Genomic DNA, 17,070 nt, shown 5'->3' with positions numbered 1-17,070 from the left:
TGAGGGAGAACTGCCATGAGCCAGAAAAAACATAACATCCACGACGACGCAGAAACGAACACCATCAATAACACGGAGGTTGAGCCCGCCGAACAGGAGATTCAGGACGCCGAGCTGGACGCTCAGGAAGAGGAAGTGCTCAGTGCGCCCAGCCAGCGCAGCCTGGATGTGACCCAGTTGTATCTGGGGGAAATCGGTTTTTCTCCACTGCTGACTGCCGAAGAAGAAGTCCATTACGCCCGTCGCGCCCTGCGGGGCGACCTTGCCGCCCGCAAACGGATGATCGAGTCCAACCTGCGGCTGGTGGTTAAAATATCCCGCCGTTACAACAACCGGGGCCTGGCTCTGCTGGATCTTATCGAAGAAGGCAACCTGGGCCTGATCCGCGCCGTGGAGAAATTCGATCCCGAGCGGGGCTTCCGCTTCTCCACCTATGCAACCTGGTGGATTCGCCAGACCATAGAGCGGGCCATCATGAACCAGACCCGTACCATTCGTCTGCCTATTCATGTGGTCAAGGAGCTCAATGTCTACCTGCGCACCGCCCGGGAGCTGGCCCATCGGCTGGACCACGAGCCCACGGCCGACGAGATTGCCGACGCGCTCGACAAGCCGGTGGAAGACGTGTCGCGGATGCTCAAGCTGAACGAAAAAATCAGCTCTGTCGATACCCCCATCGGCGGTGACGGCGACAAGGCGCTGCTCGATGTGCTGGCCGATGAAAACGACAAGGATCCGGAAGCCGAGACCCAGGACGACGACATGCACCTGAGCCTGGTGCGCTGGTTGGAAGAGCTGAACCCCAAGCAGCGGGAAGTGCTGGCGCGGCGTTTTGGGCTGCTGGGTTATGAGGCTTCCACCCTGGAAGACGTGGGCCGGGAAATCGGCCTGACCCGGGAGCGGGTGCGCCAGATCCAGGTGGAAGCCCTGCGCCGGCTGAAGGAAATCCTCACCCAGCAGGGCCTTAATATCGATACCCTGTTCCACAGCGAGTAACGCTAATAACCCCTCCCTCTTAAACAAGCAGGAGTACATTGCTTTAACTCCCCCCCCTTGATAAGGGGAGGGAGGGAGGGGGTTACTTCCAGTTTCCAGCTTTCAGCTGTCTTTTCTGGCTTGCTTCAGCCGGTACAGCTGCTCCAGCGCCTGCCGTGGCGTCATCTCGTCCGGATCCAGTTCATCCAGTAACGCCAACGCCGGATCATCCAGTGGCTCCTCAAACAGCGGCAGTGACCCTTGAGGCTCGGTGAGAGCCGGCTCCGCGGCCGGGGCCCCCCGGCCGCTTTCCAATTCGGTAAGCTTCTGCCGGGCCAGGCTCAGCACCGGCTTTGGTACTCCCGCCAGGGCCGCCACCTGCAGGCCGTAGGAACGGCTGGCGGCCCCTTCCTGCACCGCGTGCATGAAGGCGATGGTGTCGCCGTGCTCTACCGCGTCCAGGTGTACGTTGGCCACCGCCGGCCACAGTGCCGCCAGCCCGGTCAGCTCAAAGTAGTGAGTGGCGAACAGGGTATAGGCGTGCAGCCGGTTGGCCAGGGCATCGGCACAGGCCCAGGCCAGGGCCAGGCCGTCGTAAGTGCTGGTGCCGCGGCCGATTTCGTCCATCAAGACCAGGCTGTGACGGCTGGCGTTGTTGAGAATATTGGCAGTTTCGGTCATTTCCACCATAAAGGTGGAGCGGCCCGAGGCCAGATCGTCCGAGGCGCCGATGCGGGTGAAGATGCGGTCTACTCGACCGATGCGGGCCTGCTGTGCGGGCACAAAGGAGCCCATGTAGGCCATCAGCACGATCAGCGCCGTTTGCCGCATATAGGTGGATTTACCGCCCATGTTGGGGCCGGTAATCACCAGCATCTTACGCTCATTGGAGAGCGCCAGCGGGTTGGCGATAAAGGGATCCGTCATCACCTGCTCCACCACCGGGTGACGGCCTTCCTCGATGTCGATCACCTCGTCGTCGGTCAGCTCGGGCCGGCAGTAATTCAGGCTGTCGGCCCGCTCTGCCAGGTTGGCCAGCACATCCAGGCTGGCCAGCGCCGCGGCGCTTTGCTGCAAGGGGGCAAGATGCTCTAGCAGCCGGTCGAGCAGCGCTTCATACAGGCGTTTTTCCAGTGCCAGCCCCTTGCTCTGGGCATTGAGTACCTTGTCTTCGTATTCCTTCAGTTCGGGAATGATGTAGCGCTCATTGTTTTTCAGGGTCTGGCGGCGCACATAGTGCGGCGGCACCAGGTGGGCGTTGGCCCGGCTGACATCGATATAAAAGCCGTGCACCTTGTTGTAGGCCACTTTCAGGGTGCTGATGCCGGTGGCGACCCGCTCCCGGGCTTCGAGTTCTTCCAGGTAGCGGTGGGCACCGGCGGCCAGCTCGCGCAATTCATCCAGCTCGGCATTGTAGCCATCCCGTATCACGCCGCCGTCGCGGATCACCACCGGCGGTGTATCCACTACCGCCACTTCCAGCAGCTCCGCCAGCTCGGGAAAGGTGCTGATCTGTTGGGCCAGTGGTGCCAGGCAGTCAGCCTCGGCCTCGGCCAGCACCGTCTGAATGTCCGGCTGGGCCTGCAGGGCGGCGCGCAGCCGGCTCAGATCCCGGGGCCGGGCCGAACGCAGCGCCAGCCGTGCCAGCACCCGCTCCAGATCGCCCACCTGGCGCAGCAGCGGATGCAGCGCGTCATGGCTGCCGTCTGCCATCAGCGCGGCGATCATGTCCTGGCGCTGGGCCAGTTCATTGCGGTTGCAGATGGGCTGATGGATCCAGCGCTTGAGCAAGCGGCTGCCCATGGGGGTTGCAGTGCGGTCGAGTACCTCGGCCAGGGTGTTTTCCACCGTGCCCGAGAGGTTCAGGGTCAGCTCCAGATTGCGGCGGGTGGCGGCGTCCATGATCACCATGTCCTGACGCCGCTCCAGCCGCACGCTGTTGATATGGGGCAGGGCGGTGCGCTGAGTGTCTTTCACATACTGCAGCAGGCAGCCGGCGGCGCACAGGGCGGTGGTGGACTGCTCAACGCCAAAGCCCACTAGATCCCGAGTGCCGAACTGCTGGCACAGCAGGTGACGGGCGGTGCCGAGATCAAACTCCCACTCGGGCCGGCGGCGCAGACCCTTGCGCTGCTCGATAAGACCAAACCACTCAAAGCCTTCCGGGTACAACAGCTCGGCGGGCTGGGTGCGCTGCAGCTCGGCGGTGAGGGTTTCTTCCTTGTCGAACTGGTTGATCACAAAGCGGCCGGTACTGACATCGAGAATGCCGTAACCGAAGCGTTCGCCATCGTGGTACACCGCCGCCAGGCAATTGTCCTGGCGTTCATTGAGCAGGGCTTCATCGGACAGGGTACCGGGGGTCACGATGCGCACCACCTGACGCTCCACCGGCCCCTTGCTGGTGGCCGGATCGCCAATTTGCTCGCAAATGGCCACCGACTCCCCCATTTGCACCAGCCGCGCCAGGTAGTTTTCCGCCGCGTGGTAAGGCACCCCGGCCATGGGAATGGCGGTGCCCGCCGACTTGCCGCGCTTGGTCAGGGAAATGTCCAGCAACCGTGACGCCTTCTTGGCATCGTCGTAAAACAGCTCGTAAAAATCCCCCATGCGGTAGAACAGCAGAATGTCCGGATGCTGGGCCTTCAGGGCCAGGTATTGCTGCATCATGGGCGTGTGCGGGGAATTTTCCTGATTCATAATGAAATCAATGCCTTTTGTCGTTGTCTTTACGAGGTGGTAAGCAATGGTGTTGGCACCCTGGGGCCGAGCCCGGCATAATACCAGCATATTGAAACGAGCACATGGGGCAGGCGATGGACACCATTACACTGGCGCGGCAACTGGGCGAAGCGCTGCAGGCCGAGGGCATCATGATGACCACTGCCGAGTCCTGCACCGGGGGCGGCATTGCCGCCGCCATCACCGACATCGCCGGCAGCTCGGCCTGGTTTGACCGGGGCTTTGTGACCTACTCCAATGCCGCCAAGCACCAGATGCTGGGGGTGGACGAGGCCCTTATCGAGCAATACGGTGCGGTCAGCCGGGAAGTGGCCGAGGCCATGGTGCGTGGCGCCTGCACCGCATCCGGCTGCGCCCTCGGCGTGGCGGTCACCGGCGTGGCCGGCCCCGGTGGCGGCAGCCCGGACAAACCCGTGGGCACCGTCTGGCTGGCCTGCTATCTGGCGAAGACCGACCGGCTGGTCTGCCGGCTGCTGCGCCTTGACGGCGACCGGGCCGGAGTGCGCCGGCAGACCGTTGTGCAGGCGCTGCAGGCCTGCCTTGACCTGCTCGATGAAAACCCAACTTGATACTGTACGAATAAACAGTATACTCAACTTCAGTTTCTCGTATTACGCACCAGCCAATTTTCAGCGGAGCACTTTATGGATCAGAACAAAGAAAAAGCCTTGGCCGCCGCCCTGGGCCAGATTGAAAAACAGTTTGGCAAGGGCTCCATCATGCGTTTGGGCGACAACAAGGCTTTGAATGTTGAAGCCATTTCCACCGGCTCCCTGTCTCTGGACATTGCGCTGGGCATTGGTGGCCTACCTACCGGCCGTATCGTAGAAATCTACGGCCCCGAGTCCTCCGGTAAAACCACCCTGACCCTGCAGGTGATCGCCGAGGCGCAACGCGCCGGCAAGGTGTGTGCCTTTGTCGATGCCGAACACGCGCTGGATCCGGTCTACGCCGGCAAGCTGGGCGTGAACGTGGACGATCTGCTGGTATCCCAGCCCGATACCGGTGAGCAGGCGCTGGAAATCTGCGACATGCTGGTGCGTTCCGGCGCGGTAGACGTGATTATCGTCGACTCGGTGGCGGCGCTGACGCCCCGTGCCGAAATTGAAGGTGAAATGGGGGATTCCCATGTTGGCCTGCAGGCCCGCCTGATGTCCCAGGCGCTGCGCAAGCTGACCGCCAACATCAAGAGTGCCAACTGCCTGTGTATCTTCATCAACCAGATCCGCATGAAGATCGGCGTCATGTTCGGCAGCCCGGAAACCACCACCGGCGGTAATGCCCTCAAGTTCTACGCCTCCGTGCGCCTCGACATTCGCCGTATCGGCTCCATCAAGGAAGGCGATGAGGTGGTGGGTAACGAAACCCGGGTCAAGGTGGTGAAGAACAAGGTAGCGCCGCCGTTCAAGCAGGCTGAGTTCCAGATCATGTATGGCGCGGGCATTTCCAAGGAAGGCGAGCTGATTGAGCTGGGCGTGAAGCACAAGCTTATCGAAAAGGCCGGTGCCTGGTACAGCTACAAGGGCGACAAGATTGGCCAGGGCAAGGCCAACTCCATCAAATACCTGCTGGAGCACAAGAACATCTCCGACGAAATTGAACAGCAACTGCGTCAGATGCTGCTGCTGGCGCCGGGGGCGACCAAGGATGAAGGCGACGTCAAGGGCGAGGCGGTCACCGAGCTGGACGGCCCGGATGGCAACAACGAATTCTGATGAACAGGCCGGGCAATGCCCGGCCTTTGTGTTTTGAGGTAGACCGTTTTTTGAGGCATCCCCATGTTGTTTGAGTCAGCAAATCCGGATCAGCCGGTGTGGGACTGCGCCCTGCGGCTGCTGTCGCGCCGGGATCACAGCCGGCGGGAGCTGGAGCAAAAGCTGCGCCAGCGCCAGTTTGGGGAAGAGGAAATCACACGCACCCTGGATCGGCTGGAGCAGCAGCAATGGCTGCAGGACGCGCGCTTTGCCCATACTCAGGTGCGACAGCATCTGTATAAAAAGCATGGCCCCCTGCGCATTCGCGCCGAGCTGCAGCGCAAGGGGGTGCGCCCGGACGAGATAGCCACAGCCCTGGAAGAGCAAGACCCCGACTGGTTCGAGCTGGCTCGGGAGTGCCACCGCGGTCGCTTTGGCGACGCGCCCATCACCGATTTCAAGGAGCGGGCCCGGCGCATGCGTTACCTGCAGGCGAGGGGCTTTGGCCCGGCTCATATCCGTTACGCCCTGGAAAGCGGTGACGAATAGCGCCTTTCCACGGCCATCGCCCTGATGGCGCGTTTTACATTGCTCCCCATTCCTTTTAAATTATGGGAGTAACCGCCTACCAAGCAATCAACAGGATTTTCCATGCGAATGACCACGTCTGAGTTACGCAACGCGTTTCTCGAGTATTTCCGCCAGCAGGGACACCAGGTGGTGGCGTCCAGCTCGCTGGTGCCTCACAACGACCCGACCCTGCTGTTCACCAATGCCGGCATGAACCAGTTCAAGGATCTGTTCCTGGGCCTGGAGCAGCGGGCCTACAACCGGGCCGTCAGCTCCCAGCGTTGCGTGCGTGCCGGCGGCAAGCACAACGACCTGGAAAACGTGGGTTACACCGCCCGTCACCACACCTTCTTTGAGATGCTGGGCAACTTCAGCTTTGGTGACTATTTCAAGCAGGATGCCATTCGCTTCGCCTGGGAATTCCTGACCGAAGTGGTCAAGCTGCCCAAAGACAAGCTGTGGGTCACCGTGTATGAGACCGATGACGAGGCCTTTGGCATCTGGTCCCAGGAAATCGGCGTACCGGTGGATCGCATCGTGCGCATCGGCGACAACAAGGGCGCCCAGTATGCGTCCGACAACTTCTGGACCATGGGTGACACCGGCCCCTGCGGCCCCTGTACCGAGATCTTCTACGATCACGGCGAACACATCTGGGGCGGTCCTCCCGGCAGCCCGGAAGAAGACGGTGACCGCTACATTGAAATCTGGAACCTGGTGTTCATGCAGTTCAACCGTCACGCCGACGGCACCATGGAGCCACTGCCCAAGCCCTCGGTGGACACCGGCATGGGCCTGGAGCGCATCGCCACCATTTTGCAGGGGGTGCACTCCAACTACGAAATCGACCTGTTTCAGGCGCTGATCAAGGCCGCCGCCGAGGCAGTGGGCACCACGGATCTCGACAACAAATCCCTGCGGGTGATCGCCGATCACATTCGTTCCTGTTCCTTCCTGATTGCCGATGGCGTCATGCCGTCCAATGAGGGCCGGGGCTATGTACTGCGTCGTATTATTCGCCGGGCCGTGCGCCATGGCCGCAAGCTGGGCGCCGACAAGAGTTTCTTCCATACCCTGGTGGGAGCCCTGTGCGAGCAGATGGGCGAGGCCTACCCTGAGCTGAACACCCAGCGGCCGATCATCGAGAAGGTGCTGCGGCTGGAAGAAGAGCAGTTTGCCCGCACCCTGGACCGGGGGCTGCAACTGCTGGAAGACGCCATCAATGAGTTGGGCGAGGGCAAGGTACTGCCCGGCGAGGTGGTGTTCAAGCTTTACGATACCTACGGCTTCCCGGCGGATCTGACCGCCGACGTGCTGCGGGATCGGGATATCAGCATCGACGAGGCCGGCTTTGAAACCCTGATGCAGCAGCAGCGGGAACGGGCCAAGGAAGCCTCCAACTTCGGCGTGGATTACTCCAAGGTCATCAAGGTGGACGGCGAAACCGCCTTTACCGGCTACGAGCATCTGGCGCAGCCCGGCAAGGTGACCGGCCTGTTCAAAAATGGCGAACCGGTACCGGCGCTGATCGCCGGTGAAGAGGGCGCCGTGGTGCTCGACACCACGCCCTTCTATGCCGAGTCCGGCGGCCAGGTGGGGGATGCCGGCGTGATCCGCATGGATGACGGCCTGTTCGTGGTGAAAGACACCCAAAAGGCCGGCAGCGGCATTCTGCACCTGGGCTACCTGGAGCTGGGCACCCTGGAAGTGGGCGAGGAAGTGGCTGCCGCGGTCGACGGTGCCCGTCGCCAGGCCACCGCCCTCAACCACTCGGTGACCCACCTGCTGCATGCCAGCCTGCGCAAGCTGCTGGGGGATCACGTCACTCAGAAAGGCTCGCTGGTCGAACCGGAGCGGCTGCGTTTTGACTTCTCCCACCTGGAAGCCATGAGCGCACAGGAACTGCGGGAAGTGGAAGACATGGTCAACCGGGACATTCGTGCCAACCTGCCGGTGTCCACCGAGCTGATGGATCTGGAAGGCGCCAAACGGGCCGGTGCCACCGCCCTGTTTGGTGAAAAGTACGATGAAAACGAAGTCCGGGTGGTGGCCATGGGCGAGGTGTCCACCGAGCTGTGTGGCGGTACCCACGTCAGCCGCACCGGGGATATCGGCCTGTTTAAGATCCTGTCCGAAAGCGGCATCGCCGCCGGCGTGCGCCGTATCGAGGCGGTGACCGGCGAGGCGGCCCTGGCCTACCTGCACCAGCTCGACCACGAAATTGACCAGGCCGCCAGCCTGGTCAAGGGCGATACCTTCTCGGTGTCGGCCAAGGTGCGTCAGATGCTGGAGCGCAGTCGCCAGCTGGAGAAGGAAGTCGAGCAGCTCAAGGGCAAGCTGGCGGCCCAGGCCAGCGCTTCTCTGCTGGAGCAGGTGCGTGACATCAACGGCAACAAGGTGCTGGTGGCCAACCTGGAAGGGGTGGATGCCAAATCCCTGCGCGGCACCCTGGACGATCTCAAGTCCAAGCTGCAGTCCGGCGTGGTGGTGCTGGGCACCGTCAGCGGCGATAAGGTCAGCCTGATTGCCGGTGTCACCAAGGATCTCACCGGCAAGGTCAAGGCCGGTGAACTGGTCAACATGGTCGCCCAGCAGGTGGGTGGCAAGGGGGGCGGTCGCCCCGACATGGCCCAGGCCGGCGGCAGCGAGCCGGCGGCGCTGCCGGCGGCGTTGGACTCGGTCACATCCTGGCTTAGCGAACGTCTGTAACCCGGCGGGCCGGACCAGGCCGTCTATAATTTGGATCGGCAGCCATACGCCGAAACAGTAAAAAGAGGCCTGTCATCGACAGGCCTCTTGATTTTGACACGGGTTCCCCCCATTTCATGCCACAGGAAGGCTGGGTTTTTCGTCGTCTTTATCGGATAATGAACAACATTTTTCACTAATACATTGCCAATACAGGAGCAGCCATATGCTGATTTTGACTCGTCGAGTAGGGGAGACCCTGATGATCGGTGACGAAGTAACCGTGACCGTGCTGGGCGTCAAGGGTAACCAGGTGCGCATCGGTGTAAATGCACCGAAAGAAGTGTCCGTGCATCGTGAAGAAATTTACATGCGGATACAGGCGGAAAAGGGAACCGGCGACGACAGCCAGTTTTAATTGGCGGGTTTTTGGGGCGTTTTTTATTCACATTGCCGGCTTTTGCTGCCAACTGCTTAAAGTCTGTTCGAACGAAAAAAACCGGTGGGAAAAGTGTTTGACTTATTTTGGCCCGACGGTAATATACGCCCCGCAAACACGGTGAGGTGGCCGAGAGGCTGAAGGCGCTCCCCTGCTAAGGGAGTATGCGGCTTATACCCGCATCGAGGGTTCGAATCCCTCCTTCACCGCCATTTTTGCAGCGCATCCGTAGCTCAGCTGGATAGAGTACTCGGCTACGAACCGAGCGGTCGGAGGTTCGAATCCTCCCGGATGCGCCATTTTTAAAAGCGTTTTTCAGAAAAGCATCCGTAGCTCAGCTGGATAGAGTACTCGGCTACGAACCGAGCGGTCGGAGGTTCGAATCCTCCCGGATGCGCCATCTGAATATCAACGCAAAGACATGCATCCGTAGCTCAGCTGGATAGAGTACTCGGCTACGAACCGAGCGGTCGGAGGTTCGAATCCTCCCGGATGCGCCATACAGTGAAAAGCCGGCCTTGTGCCGGCTTTTTGCTTTTCCGTTCTTCTCATCCTGCCATGTTCGCAATCCGGCCCGCGACTCCGTTCCTTCCTTTCCTTGTGTTACCAGCTTTCATCCTTTGTATACGTCTTTCATGCTTTTATGTTATCAATCAAAACATTGCAGTTTTTTCATACGCTCATAGCGTGATCCAGTCATCGAAATGCAATTTTTTTTAGGATCATTACAACATTTTTGATAATGCGGCGTTGTCACTACCGAGTCGGGCTGGATATGCTCCCGAGCCTGGACAATCACGGCAAGGACAATGCTAATGAACAACCTTTCTGCGCAACTGTTGGAGGCGGCCAGCCTGATGGGGCTGGGCATGGCCTTCGTGTTTGCCTTTCTGTCGCTGGCCATCGTGGCCGTCACCCTGCTGGCCCGCTTTGCGGGCGAAGCCGCTCCGGTGCCCGCAGCCGCTCCGGCGGCCCCGCTGCCCAGTGACCACCAACTTGGCCCGCAAAAGCTGGCCGCCATTGCCGCCGCCATCAATCAATACAAAAAAAATCACAAGCACTGAGCGGCATCTTACGGAAACACCAAAACGGAACTTGAATGGAGCCTTTAACCATGACTCAACCCCTCGCCATTACCGACGTGGTGCTGCGTGACGCGCACCAATCCCTGCTGGCCACCCGCCTGCGTCTGGAAGACATGCTGCCCATTGCCGAAAAGCTCGATGCCATCGGCTACTGGTCACTGGAAACCTGGGGCGGCGCCACCTTTGACGCCTGCATTCGCTACCTGGGCGAAGATCCCTGGGAGCGGCTGCGCGCCCTGAAAAAAGCCATGCCCAACACTCGCCAGCAAATGCTGCTGCGCGGCCAGAACCTGCTGGGCTACCGCCATTACGCCGATGATCTGGTATTCAAGTTCGTGGAGCGGGCCCGGGCCAACGGTATGGACGTGTTCCGCATCTTCGATGCCATGAACGACGTGCGCAACCTGCAAAGTGCCATCAAGGCCACGGTGGAAATGGAGGGGCATGCCCAGGGCACCATCTCCTACACCACCTCCAAGGTGCATACCCTGGAGACCTGGGTCGACATGGCCAAGCGGCTGCAGGATCTGGGCTGTCACTCTATCTGTATCAAGGACATGTCGGGCCTGCTCAAGCCCTATGAGGCGGAGACCCTGATCAAGCGCATCAAGGCCGAAGTGTCGCTGCCATTGGCGCTGCATTGTCATGCCACCACCGGCCTCAGCCTGCCGACCCACATGAAGGCCATCGATGCCGGCATCGATATCCTCGACACCGCCATTTCCTCCATGAGCATGACCTACGGCCATTCTCCCACCGAAACCCTGGTGGCCATGGTGCAGGGCAGCGAACGCGATACCGGCCTGGATCTGACCAAGCTGGAAGAGATCGCCGCCTATTTCCGTGAGGTGCGCAAGAAGTACGCCAAATTTGAAGGTAGCCTCAAGGGCGTCGACTCCCGCATTCTGCTGGCTCAGGTGCCCGGTGGCATGCTCACCAACATGGAAAGCCAGCTGAAAGAGCAGGGCGCCGCCGATCGCATGGACGAGGTGCTGGAAGAGATCCCCCGGGTGCGGGAAGATCTGGGCTTTATTCCGCTGGTGACCCCGACCTCCCAGATTGTGGGTACCCAGGCGGTGATCAACGTGCTCACCGGCGAGCGGTACAAGACCATCACCAAGGAGACCGCCGGTATTCTCAAGGGCGAGTATGGTGCCGCGCCGGCGCCGCTCAATGCCGAGCTGCAGGCGCGGGTGCTGAACGGTGCCGAGCCCATCAGCTGCCGCCCGGCGGATCTGCTCTCCGACGAGCTGGAGCGCCTCACCAGTGAGTTCCAGGCCCTGGCGAAGGAAGAACAACTGCGGGTGGCCAGCGCTGAAGTGGACGATGTGCTCACCTACGCCCTGTTCCCGCAGATCGGCCTCAAATTCCTGCGTAACCGGGACAATCCGGACGCCTTTGAGCCGGCCCCGGGCAGCGAGCCGGTGCCTGCCGCTCCGGCCGCTTCTGCTCCTGCCGGCGCCCCTGCAGGCGCCCCCGAGACCTATGCGGTCAAGGTGGATGGCCAGGTGTTTGAAGTGGAAGTGGGCCCGGCGGGCAGCATCAGTGCCGTGCGTGAAACCGGCGCCGCTGCCGCGACACCCGCCCCGGCCCCGGCCGTGGCCCCCGCCGGCAGCGGTGAGCCGGTCGCGGCGCCACTGGCGGGCAACATCTTCAAGATCCTGGCCAAAAAGGGCGCGTCGGTGGCCGCCGGCGAGGTACTGCTGATCATGGAAGCCATGAAGATGGAAACCGAGGTGCGCGCCGCCCGGGACGGCCAGATTGTGGACGTGCTGGTGAAGGAAGGCGACGCCGTGTCCGTGGGCGATACCCTGGTCAGCCTGGGCTGAGGAGAGCGAGATGGAATCCTTGTTGACCCTGTGGCAGGAAACCGGCATCGCCAACTTCCACTGGAAGCAGCTGGTGATGATAGCGGTGGGCCTGTTGCTGCTGTATCTGGCCATTGCCCGGGGCTTTGAGCCCCTGCTGCTGCTGCCCATCGGCTTTGGCGGCGTGCTGGCCAATATTCCCAATGCGGGCATGGCCGAGCCCGGCGGCCTGCTCTACTACGTCTATGAAGTGGGTATCGGCAGCGGCGTCTTCCCCTTGCTGATCTTCATGGGGGTAGGGGCCATGACCGACTTCGGGGCGCTGATCGCCAACCCCAAGACCCTGCTCTTGGGGGCGGCGGCCCAGTTTGGTATTTTCGCCACCCTGTTTGGCGCCATTGCCCTCAATGCGCTGCCCGGGTTTGACTTCACCCTGGCGGACGCCTCGGCCATCGCCATTATCGGCGGTGCCGACGGTCCCACCGCCATTTTCCTGGCCTCGCGCCTGGCGCCGGATCTGCTGGGGGCCATTGCGGTGGCGGCCTATTCCTACATGGCGCTGGTGCCGATCATTCAGCCGCCCATCATGAAGCTGCTGACCACCCCGGAAGAGCGGGCCATCAAGATGGATCAGCTGCGGCATGTCAGCCGCCGGGAAAAGGTGATCTTTCCGCTGATGATCCTCACCCTGACCCTGCTGTTCCTGCCGTCGGCGGTGCCGCTGGTAGGCATGTTCTGCCTGGGTAACCTGATGAAGGAGTCGGGGGTGGTGGACCGGTTGTCGAAAACTGCCCAGAACGAGCTGATCAACGTGGTCACCATCTTTCTGGGGCTGGCGGTGGGCTCCAAGCTGTCGGCCGACAAGTTCCTGACCCTGGACACCCTGGGCATTCTCGGCCTGGGCGCGGTGGCCTTCTCCATCGGTACCGCCGCCGGTGTGCTGATGGCCAAGCTGATGAGTCGGCTGTCGGGCGGCAAGATCAACCCGCTGATCGGCGCCGCCGGCGTGTCGGCGGTGCCCATGGCCGCCCGGGTGGTGAACAAGGTGGGGCTGGAGGCCAACCATCAGAACTTCCTGCTGATGCACGCCATGGGGCCCAATGTGGCCGGTGTGCTCGGCTCGGCGGTGGCCGCCGGTGTGCTGCTGGCCCTGGTGGGCTGACACCCTTATTAACCCTTACTCAAAGGCGCCTGCGGGCGCCTTTTTTGTTTTGGGATTGGGAATGGGGCCTTGGGACCAGAAACTTCCACGAATCAGCTTCTAGTACCGCCCTTCCCGCGAAGGCAGGAATCCAGAACAGGGTGCAGAATCTTGACGGTCACGCAGTGTCTGCAGATGCGCATGGATCTGCGCCTGCGCGGGGGTGACGTATTCAGGGAGCCTTCTCTCGCAGGAATCCAGAGCATGGTGTACGGAACAGATGGAGCGCAGGCTGCCAGCATGCCTTGGCGCCGCGAGGCGCTTGATGGCTCGGGTTGCCGCTTCGCAGCAACAAAAAGGGCTGCCCATGGCAGCCCTTTGATACAGAGAATAAAAACGATCAGGCCAGATCTTCCAGACCCACAATCAGCCAGGGGGCGTTGGGTTGGGTCAGATCCCGCTCCAGGTGCCAGATTTCGCTGATGTCCTGCTCCACGTTTTCCGCGCTGTCGCGGTAGCGGCCGCTGAACTTCAGACTTACCTGGGCCTGGTAGGAGGTATGGTCGGCACGCACCAGTTCGGCATCGACGAACATCACTTCGGTGTGCTGGTCACCGCTCAGGGCGGCGCGCTCGCGGCTCAATTCCGCAAACAGCTCGGGGGAGAGATATTCGCGCATTTTTTCCAGGTTGTTCTGGTTCCAGGCTTTCTGCAGGGTGCGGTAGTGCTCGCGGGAGCCCTGCAAAAACGCCTGCAGGTCAAACCCCGGGGGCAGGTTAAAGGGCACCTCGGTTTGGCCAAAGCCGCCGGTGGCACCGGTTGCGGCCGGCGCCTGGGGCGGCGCTTCAAACCGCTGAGGGCCGCTGTAGGCGGGCTGGGCCGCCGGTGCCTTGCTTCGGCGCAGGGCGCGGAACAGCATGACGGCGCCAAAGGCCAGGCCGGCAATCAGCAGAAAGTCCATAAACTGGAAGCCTTCAAAGGCGCCGGAGCCGAGCAGGGCGGCGAACAGGCCGCCGGCCAGCAGGCCGCCCAGAAGGCCGCCCATCAGACCGGATTTCTTGGACTGGGGCTGAGTCTGGGTGGTGTTGTTGCGGTTGATGTTTTGCTGGGTCGGCTGCGCCGGCGCCGTCTTGTAAGACTTGCCGACAGAGCGGCTGCCGCCGCCCATTTTGCGGGCTTCGGCATCAAAGGCGGTGGCGGTCAGGCCCACGGCAAAGATCAGGGTAAACAGGGCAAGCAGTTTGCGCATGGTGATTTCCTTGATTAACGGACTGGCAACATCCTAAAGCAGCGACATGTTATGTCAACTGCCGTTTTATTATGAGGGAAAGCAGAAAGGAGTAACAGGCAACTTTGAACCTTTCAGTCGCCCCCAAAAATTCCGATAATGACGTTTTGGTCAATCAGCGAGAGTTCCGATGACAGACAAGACCGCCAACCGGTCCGATCAGGCCGTGGCCCAGCTTAAAATGCCGCCCCATTCCTTTGAAGCGGAGCAGTCCGTGTTGGGCGGCTTGTTGCTGGACAACAATGCCTGGGACCGGGTGGCGGAGAAGGTCTCGGACACCGACTTCTACAGCCGGCCCCACCGGCTGGTGTTTCAGGCCATGCAGCGGCTCAGCCAGGCCGGCAGCCCCATTGACCTGATCACGGTGCAGGAAGAGCTGGAGCGGCACGAGGCGCTGGAAACCGTGGGCGGCTTTTCCTATCTGGTGGAGGTGGCGAAGAACACCCCCAGCGCAGCCAACATCGGCGCCTATGCGGATATCGTGCGGGAGCGGGCGGTGGTGCGCGAGATGATCGCCGTGGCCAACGAGATTGCCGAGGCCGGGTTCGATCCCCAGGGGCGCAGCTCCTCCGATCTGCTGGATCTGGCTGAAAGCCGGGTGTTCAAGATTGCCGAGAGTCGCACCGGTGCCAACGAGGGACCGCAACCGCTGCGAAACCTGCTCGAAAAGACCATAGATCGCATAGAAGATTTATTTAAAAATCCGCATCAGGGCATTACCGGTGTCTCTACCGGATACAATGATCTAGATAAAAAAACTGCCGGACTGCAACCTTCCGATCTGATTATAGTGGCGGCCAGACCCTCTATGGGTAAAACTACTTTTGCAATGAATCTTTGCGAGCACGCTGCACTAACAAATGACAAACCTGTGCTCATATTCTCCTTGGAAATGCCATCTGAGCAAATTATTATGCGGATGCTTGCTTCCCTGGGACGAATCGATCAAACCCGTATTCGCACCGGGCAACTGGATGATGAAGACTGGGGCAGGTTGTCTTCCACCATGGGCATGTTGCTGGAGAAAGGTCAGCTCTATATCGACGACTCTTCCGGCCTGACTCCCACCGAAGTGCGTTCCCGGGCCCGGCGAGTGGCCCGCGAGCACGGTGGTGTCAGCATGATCATGATCGACTACCTGCAACTGATGACGGTACCCAGCCTGGCCGATAACCGGACCCTGGAAATCGCCGAGATTTCCCGCTCGCTCAAGGCCCTGGCCAAGGAGCTGCAGGTGCCGGTGGTGGCGCTGTCCCAGCTTAACCGAAGCCTGGAACAGCGCGCCGACAAACGGCCGGTTAACTCGGATCTGCGGGAGTCCGGCTCCATCGAGCAGGACGCCGACCTCATCATGTTTATCTATCGGGACGAGGTCTATCACGAAGACAGCCCCGATAAAGGCATCGCTGAAATCATCATCGGCAAGCAGCGTAACGGACCCATAGGCAAGGTGCGGCTGACGTTTCAGGGGCAGTTTTCCCGCTTCGACAACTACGCCGGACCGGATTTCGATGATGATTATTAAGGAGTCAAGATGGATGCACGGGGAGCAGTGGCCCGCATCAGTCTGGAGGCCATTCGGCACAATTTGAAGGTAGCCAGACAACAGGCGCCCAATGCCAGGGCCATGGCCGTGGTCAAGGCCAATGCCTACGGCCACGGAGATCTCAGGGTGGCGGCGGCCCTGGAGCAGGACGCGGATCTGTTCGCGGTGGCGCGGTTTGAAGAGGCGCAACGGCTGCGTGCCGGCGGCATTCAGTTGCCCATTTTGCTGCTGGAAGGCTTTTTTAATATTCCCCAGCTGGAATACGCCGCCCGGCACGACTTTCACCTGTGCATTCACAGCCATGCCCAGCTCGATGCCCTTGAGCGCACCGAGCTGGCCGCCCCGGTGACGGTGTGGGTGAAAATCGACTCGGGTATGCACCGGGTGGGCTTTGCCCCGGAAGAGGCCGAAGGGGTGTTTGCCCGTCTGGCCAGGCTGACCCGAGTGGTGCAGCCGGTGAATGCCATGACCCACTTCGCCCGGGCCGACGAGCCCGAGCAGCGCGCCGTGACCGAGGCCCAGATTGCCCGCTTCAAGGCTGCGACCGACGGCAAGGTCGGTGCCACCGCCCTGTGCAACTCCGCCGGGGTGCTGGCCTTTCCCGAGGCCCATGCCGACTTCATTCGTCCCGGTGTCATGCTCTACGGCATTACCCCCTTTGGCGATCAGCAGGGCACCGACTTTGGCCTTCGCCCGGCGATGAACTTCACCACCACCCTGATTGCGGTGCGTGATCACAAGGCCGGCGAGCCGGTGGGCTATGCCGGCAGCTGGGTCAGCCCACGAGACACCCGCCTCGGCGTGATTGCCGTGGGCTACGGCGACGGTTATCCGCGCATGGCGCCGGCGGGTACGCCGGTGCTGGTGAATGGCCGACGGGTACCGCTGGCAGGCCGGGTGTCCATGGACATGGCCACGGTGGATCTGGGCCCGAATGCCACCGACCGGGTGGGTGATGAAGTTCTGCTGTGGGGTGACGGCCTGGCGGCGGAAGAAGTGGCCCGCCATGTGGGCACCATTGCCTACGAGCTGGTGACCCGCATGACCGCACGGCCCATGCTGGAATACGTGGACTGACGGATTTGCCTTCAAAA

At 61.3% G+C, this 17,070-nt stretch carries 13 protein-coding genes and 4 tRNA genes; 15 read left to right on the top strand and 2 right to left on the bottom strand.

All coding sequences use genetic code 11. The features are described 5' to 3' along the window. Positions 1-15 precede the first annotated feature (15 nt). A complete protein-coding gene (gene rpoS / locus GU3_RS15510; protein ID WP_014293477.1) occupies positions 16-996 on the top strand; it encodes an RNA polymerase sigma factor RpoS in 981 nt (326 codons plus the stop codon). Between the two features lie 102 nt (positions 997-1,098). On the opposite strand, the gene mutS is transcribed toward rpoS, so the two are convergent. Beyond that, entirely contained in the window at positions 1,099-3,678 is a 2,580-nt protein-coding gene (gene mutS / locus GU3_RS15505) for a DNA mismatch repair protein MutS (RefSeq protein WP_193372557.1), read from the bottom strand. A 113-nt stretch (positions 3,679-3,791) separates the two neighbouring features. Here mutS and GU3_RS15500 point away from each other — a divergent pair, with 113 nt between their 5' ends. The 12 genes from GU3_RS15500 to GU3_RS15445 all read left to right on the top strand — a co-directional run bounded on the left by GU3_RS15500 (position 3,792) and on the right by GU3_RS15445 (position 13,163). Continuing rightward, positions 3,792-4,286: a CinA family protein gene (locus tag GU3_RS15500; protein WP_148265924.1), complete on the top strand. Its 495-nt coding sequence runs from the start codon at positions 3,792-3,794 to the stop codon at positions 4,284-4,286. Between the two features lie 75 nt (positions 4,287-4,361). Continuing rightward, on the top strand, positions 4,362-5,432 hold the full coding sequence (recA, locus tag GU3_RS15495) for a recombinase RecA (protein WP_014293474.1): 1,071 nt from the start codon (positions 4,362-4,364) through the stop codon (positions 5,430-5,432). 63 nt (positions 5,433-5,495) lie between these two features. Then, positions 5,496-5,960 (top strand): regulatory protein RecX, encoded by a 465-nt coding sequence (locus GU3_RS15490; RefSeq protein WP_014293473.1) that lies wholly within the window; start codon positions 5,496-5,498, stop codon positions 5,958-5,960. A 102-nt stretch (positions 5,961-6,062) separates the two neighbouring features. Further along, positions 6,063-8,690 carry an alanine--tRNA ligase gene (gene alaS, locus GU3_RS15485; RefSeq protein WP_014293472.1) on the top strand — a complete coding sequence of 876 codons (2,628 nt, stop codon included), beginning with the start codon at positions 6,063-6,065 and terminating at the stop codon, positions 8,688-8,690. Positions 8,691-8,895: 205 nt separating this feature from the next. Beyond that, positions 8,896-9,087, top strand: coding sequence for a carbon storage regulator CsrA (gene csrA, locus GU3_RS15480; protein ID WP_014293471.1), 192 nt, complete (start codon positions 8,896-8,898; stop codon positions 9,085-9,087). A 140-nt stretch (positions 9,088-9,227) separates the two neighbouring features. Further along, positions 9,228-9,320 (top strand) — tRNA-Ser (locus GU3_RS15475). A gap of 10 nt (positions 9,321-9,330) precedes the next feature. Then, positions 9,331-9,407: transfer RNA gene (locus GU3_RS15470), tRNA-Arg, on the top strand. 24 nt (positions 9,408-9,431) lie between these two features. Further along, positions 9,432-9,508 (top strand) — tRNA-Arg (locus tag GU3_RS15465). A 23-nt stretch (positions 9,509-9,531) separates the two neighbouring features. Then, positions 9,532-9,608 (top strand) — tRNA-Arg (locus GU3_RS15460). A 315-nt stretch (positions 9,609-9,923) separates the two neighbouring features. Beyond that, positions 9,924-10,172, top strand: a complete 249-nt coding sequence (locus tag GU3_RS15455) for an OadG family protein (protein WP_014293470.1) — start codon at positions 9,924-9,926, stop codon at positions 10,170-10,172. Positions 10,173-10,222: 50 nt separating this feature from the next. Then, a complete protein-coding gene (gene oadA / locus GU3_RS15450) occupies positions 10,223-12,022 on the top strand; it encodes a sodium-extruding oxaloacetate decarboxylase subunit alpha (RefSeq protein WP_014293469.1) in 1,800 nt (599 codons plus the stop codon). A 10-nt stretch (positions 12,023-12,032) separates the two neighbouring features. Beyond that, entirely contained in the window at positions 12,033-13,163 is a 1,131-nt protein-coding gene (locus GU3_RS15445) for a sodium ion-translocating decarboxylase subunit beta (RefSeq protein WP_014293468.1), read from the top strand. A 379-nt stretch (positions 13,164-13,542) separates the two neighbouring features. Here GU3_RS15445 and GU3_RS15440 read toward each other — a convergent pair whose 3' ends face one another. Beyond that, entirely contained in the window at positions 13,543-14,391 is an 849-nt protein-coding gene (locus GU3_RS15440) for a Tim44 domain-containing protein (protein ID WP_014293467.1), read from the bottom strand. A 169-nt stretch (positions 14,392-14,560) separates the two neighbouring features. Between GU3_RS15440 and dnaB the strand changes: the two genes are divergently transcribed. Beyond that, on the top strand, positions 14,561-15,955 hold the full coding sequence (dnaB, locus tag GU3_RS15435) for a replicative DNA helicase (RefSeq protein ID WP_014293466.1): 1,395 nt from the start codon (positions 14,561-14,563) through the stop codon (positions 15,953-15,955). Between the two features lie 9 nt (positions 15,956-15,964). After that, on the top strand, positions 15,965-17,053 hold the full coding sequence (gene alr / locus GU3_RS15430; RefSeq protein WP_014293465.1) for an alanine racemase: 1,089 nt from the start codon (positions 15,965-15,967) through the stop codon (positions 17,051-17,053). Positions 17,054-17,070: the final 17 nt, after the last annotated feature.

Source organism: Oceanimonas sp. GK1, from assembly GCF_000243075.1.
Taxonomy (GTDB): Bacteria; Pseudomonadota; Gammaproteobacteria; order Enterobacterales; family Aeromonadaceae; genus Oceanimonas.
This window is presented reverse-complemented; position numbering and strand designations above follow the sequence as displayed.

Excerpts from the sequence above, each read along its gene's own strand:
- GU3_RS15455 (WP_014293470.1), top strand. The coding sequence starts at position 9,924 with ATGAACAACCTTTCTGCGCAACTGTTGGAGGCGGCCAGCCTGATGGGG.
- GU3_RS15490 (WP_014293473.1), top strand. The coding sequence starts at position 5,496 with ATGTTGTTTGAGTCAGCAAATCCGGATCAGCCGGTGTGGGACTGCGCC.
- rpoS (WP_014293477.1), top strand. The coding sequence starts at position 16 with ATGAGCCAGAAAAAACATAACATCCACGACGACGCAGAAACGAACACC.
- oadA (WP_014293469.1), top strand. The coding sequence starts at position 10,223 with ATGACTCAACCCCTCGCCATTACCGACGTGGTGCTGCGTGACGCGCAC.
- recA (WP_014293474.1), top strand. The coding sequence starts at position 4,362 with ATGGATCAGAACAAAGAAAAAGCCTTGGCCGCCGCCCTGGGCCAGATT.
- GU3_RS15445 (WP_014293468.1), top strand. The coding sequence starts at position 12,033 with ATGGAATCCTTGTTGACCCTGTGGCAGGAAACCGGCATCGCCAACTTC.
- GU3_RS15440 (WP_014293467.1), bottom strand. The coding sequence starts at position 14,391 with ATGCGCAAACTGCTTGCCCTGTTTACCCTGATCTTTGCCGTGGGCCTG.
- dnaB (WP_014293466.1), top strand. The coding sequence starts at position 14,561 with ATGACAGACAAGACCGCCAACCGGTCCGATCAGGCCGTGGCCCAGCTT.
- alr (WP_014293465.1), top strand. The coding sequence starts at position 15,965 with ATGGATGCACGGGGAGCAGTGGCCCGCATCAGTCTGGAGGCCATTCGG.
- alaS (WP_014293472.1), top strand. The coding sequence starts at position 6,063 with ATGCGAATGACCACGTCTGAGTTACGCAACGCGTTTCTCGAGTATTTC.
- GU3_RS15500 (WP_148265924.1), top strand. The coding sequence starts at position 3,792 with ATGGACACCATTACACTGGCGCGGCAACTGGGCGAAGCGCTGCAGGCC.
- csrA (WP_014293471.1), top strand. The coding sequence starts at position 8,896 with ATGCTGATTTTGACTCGTCGAGTAGGGGAGACCCTGATGATCGGTGAC.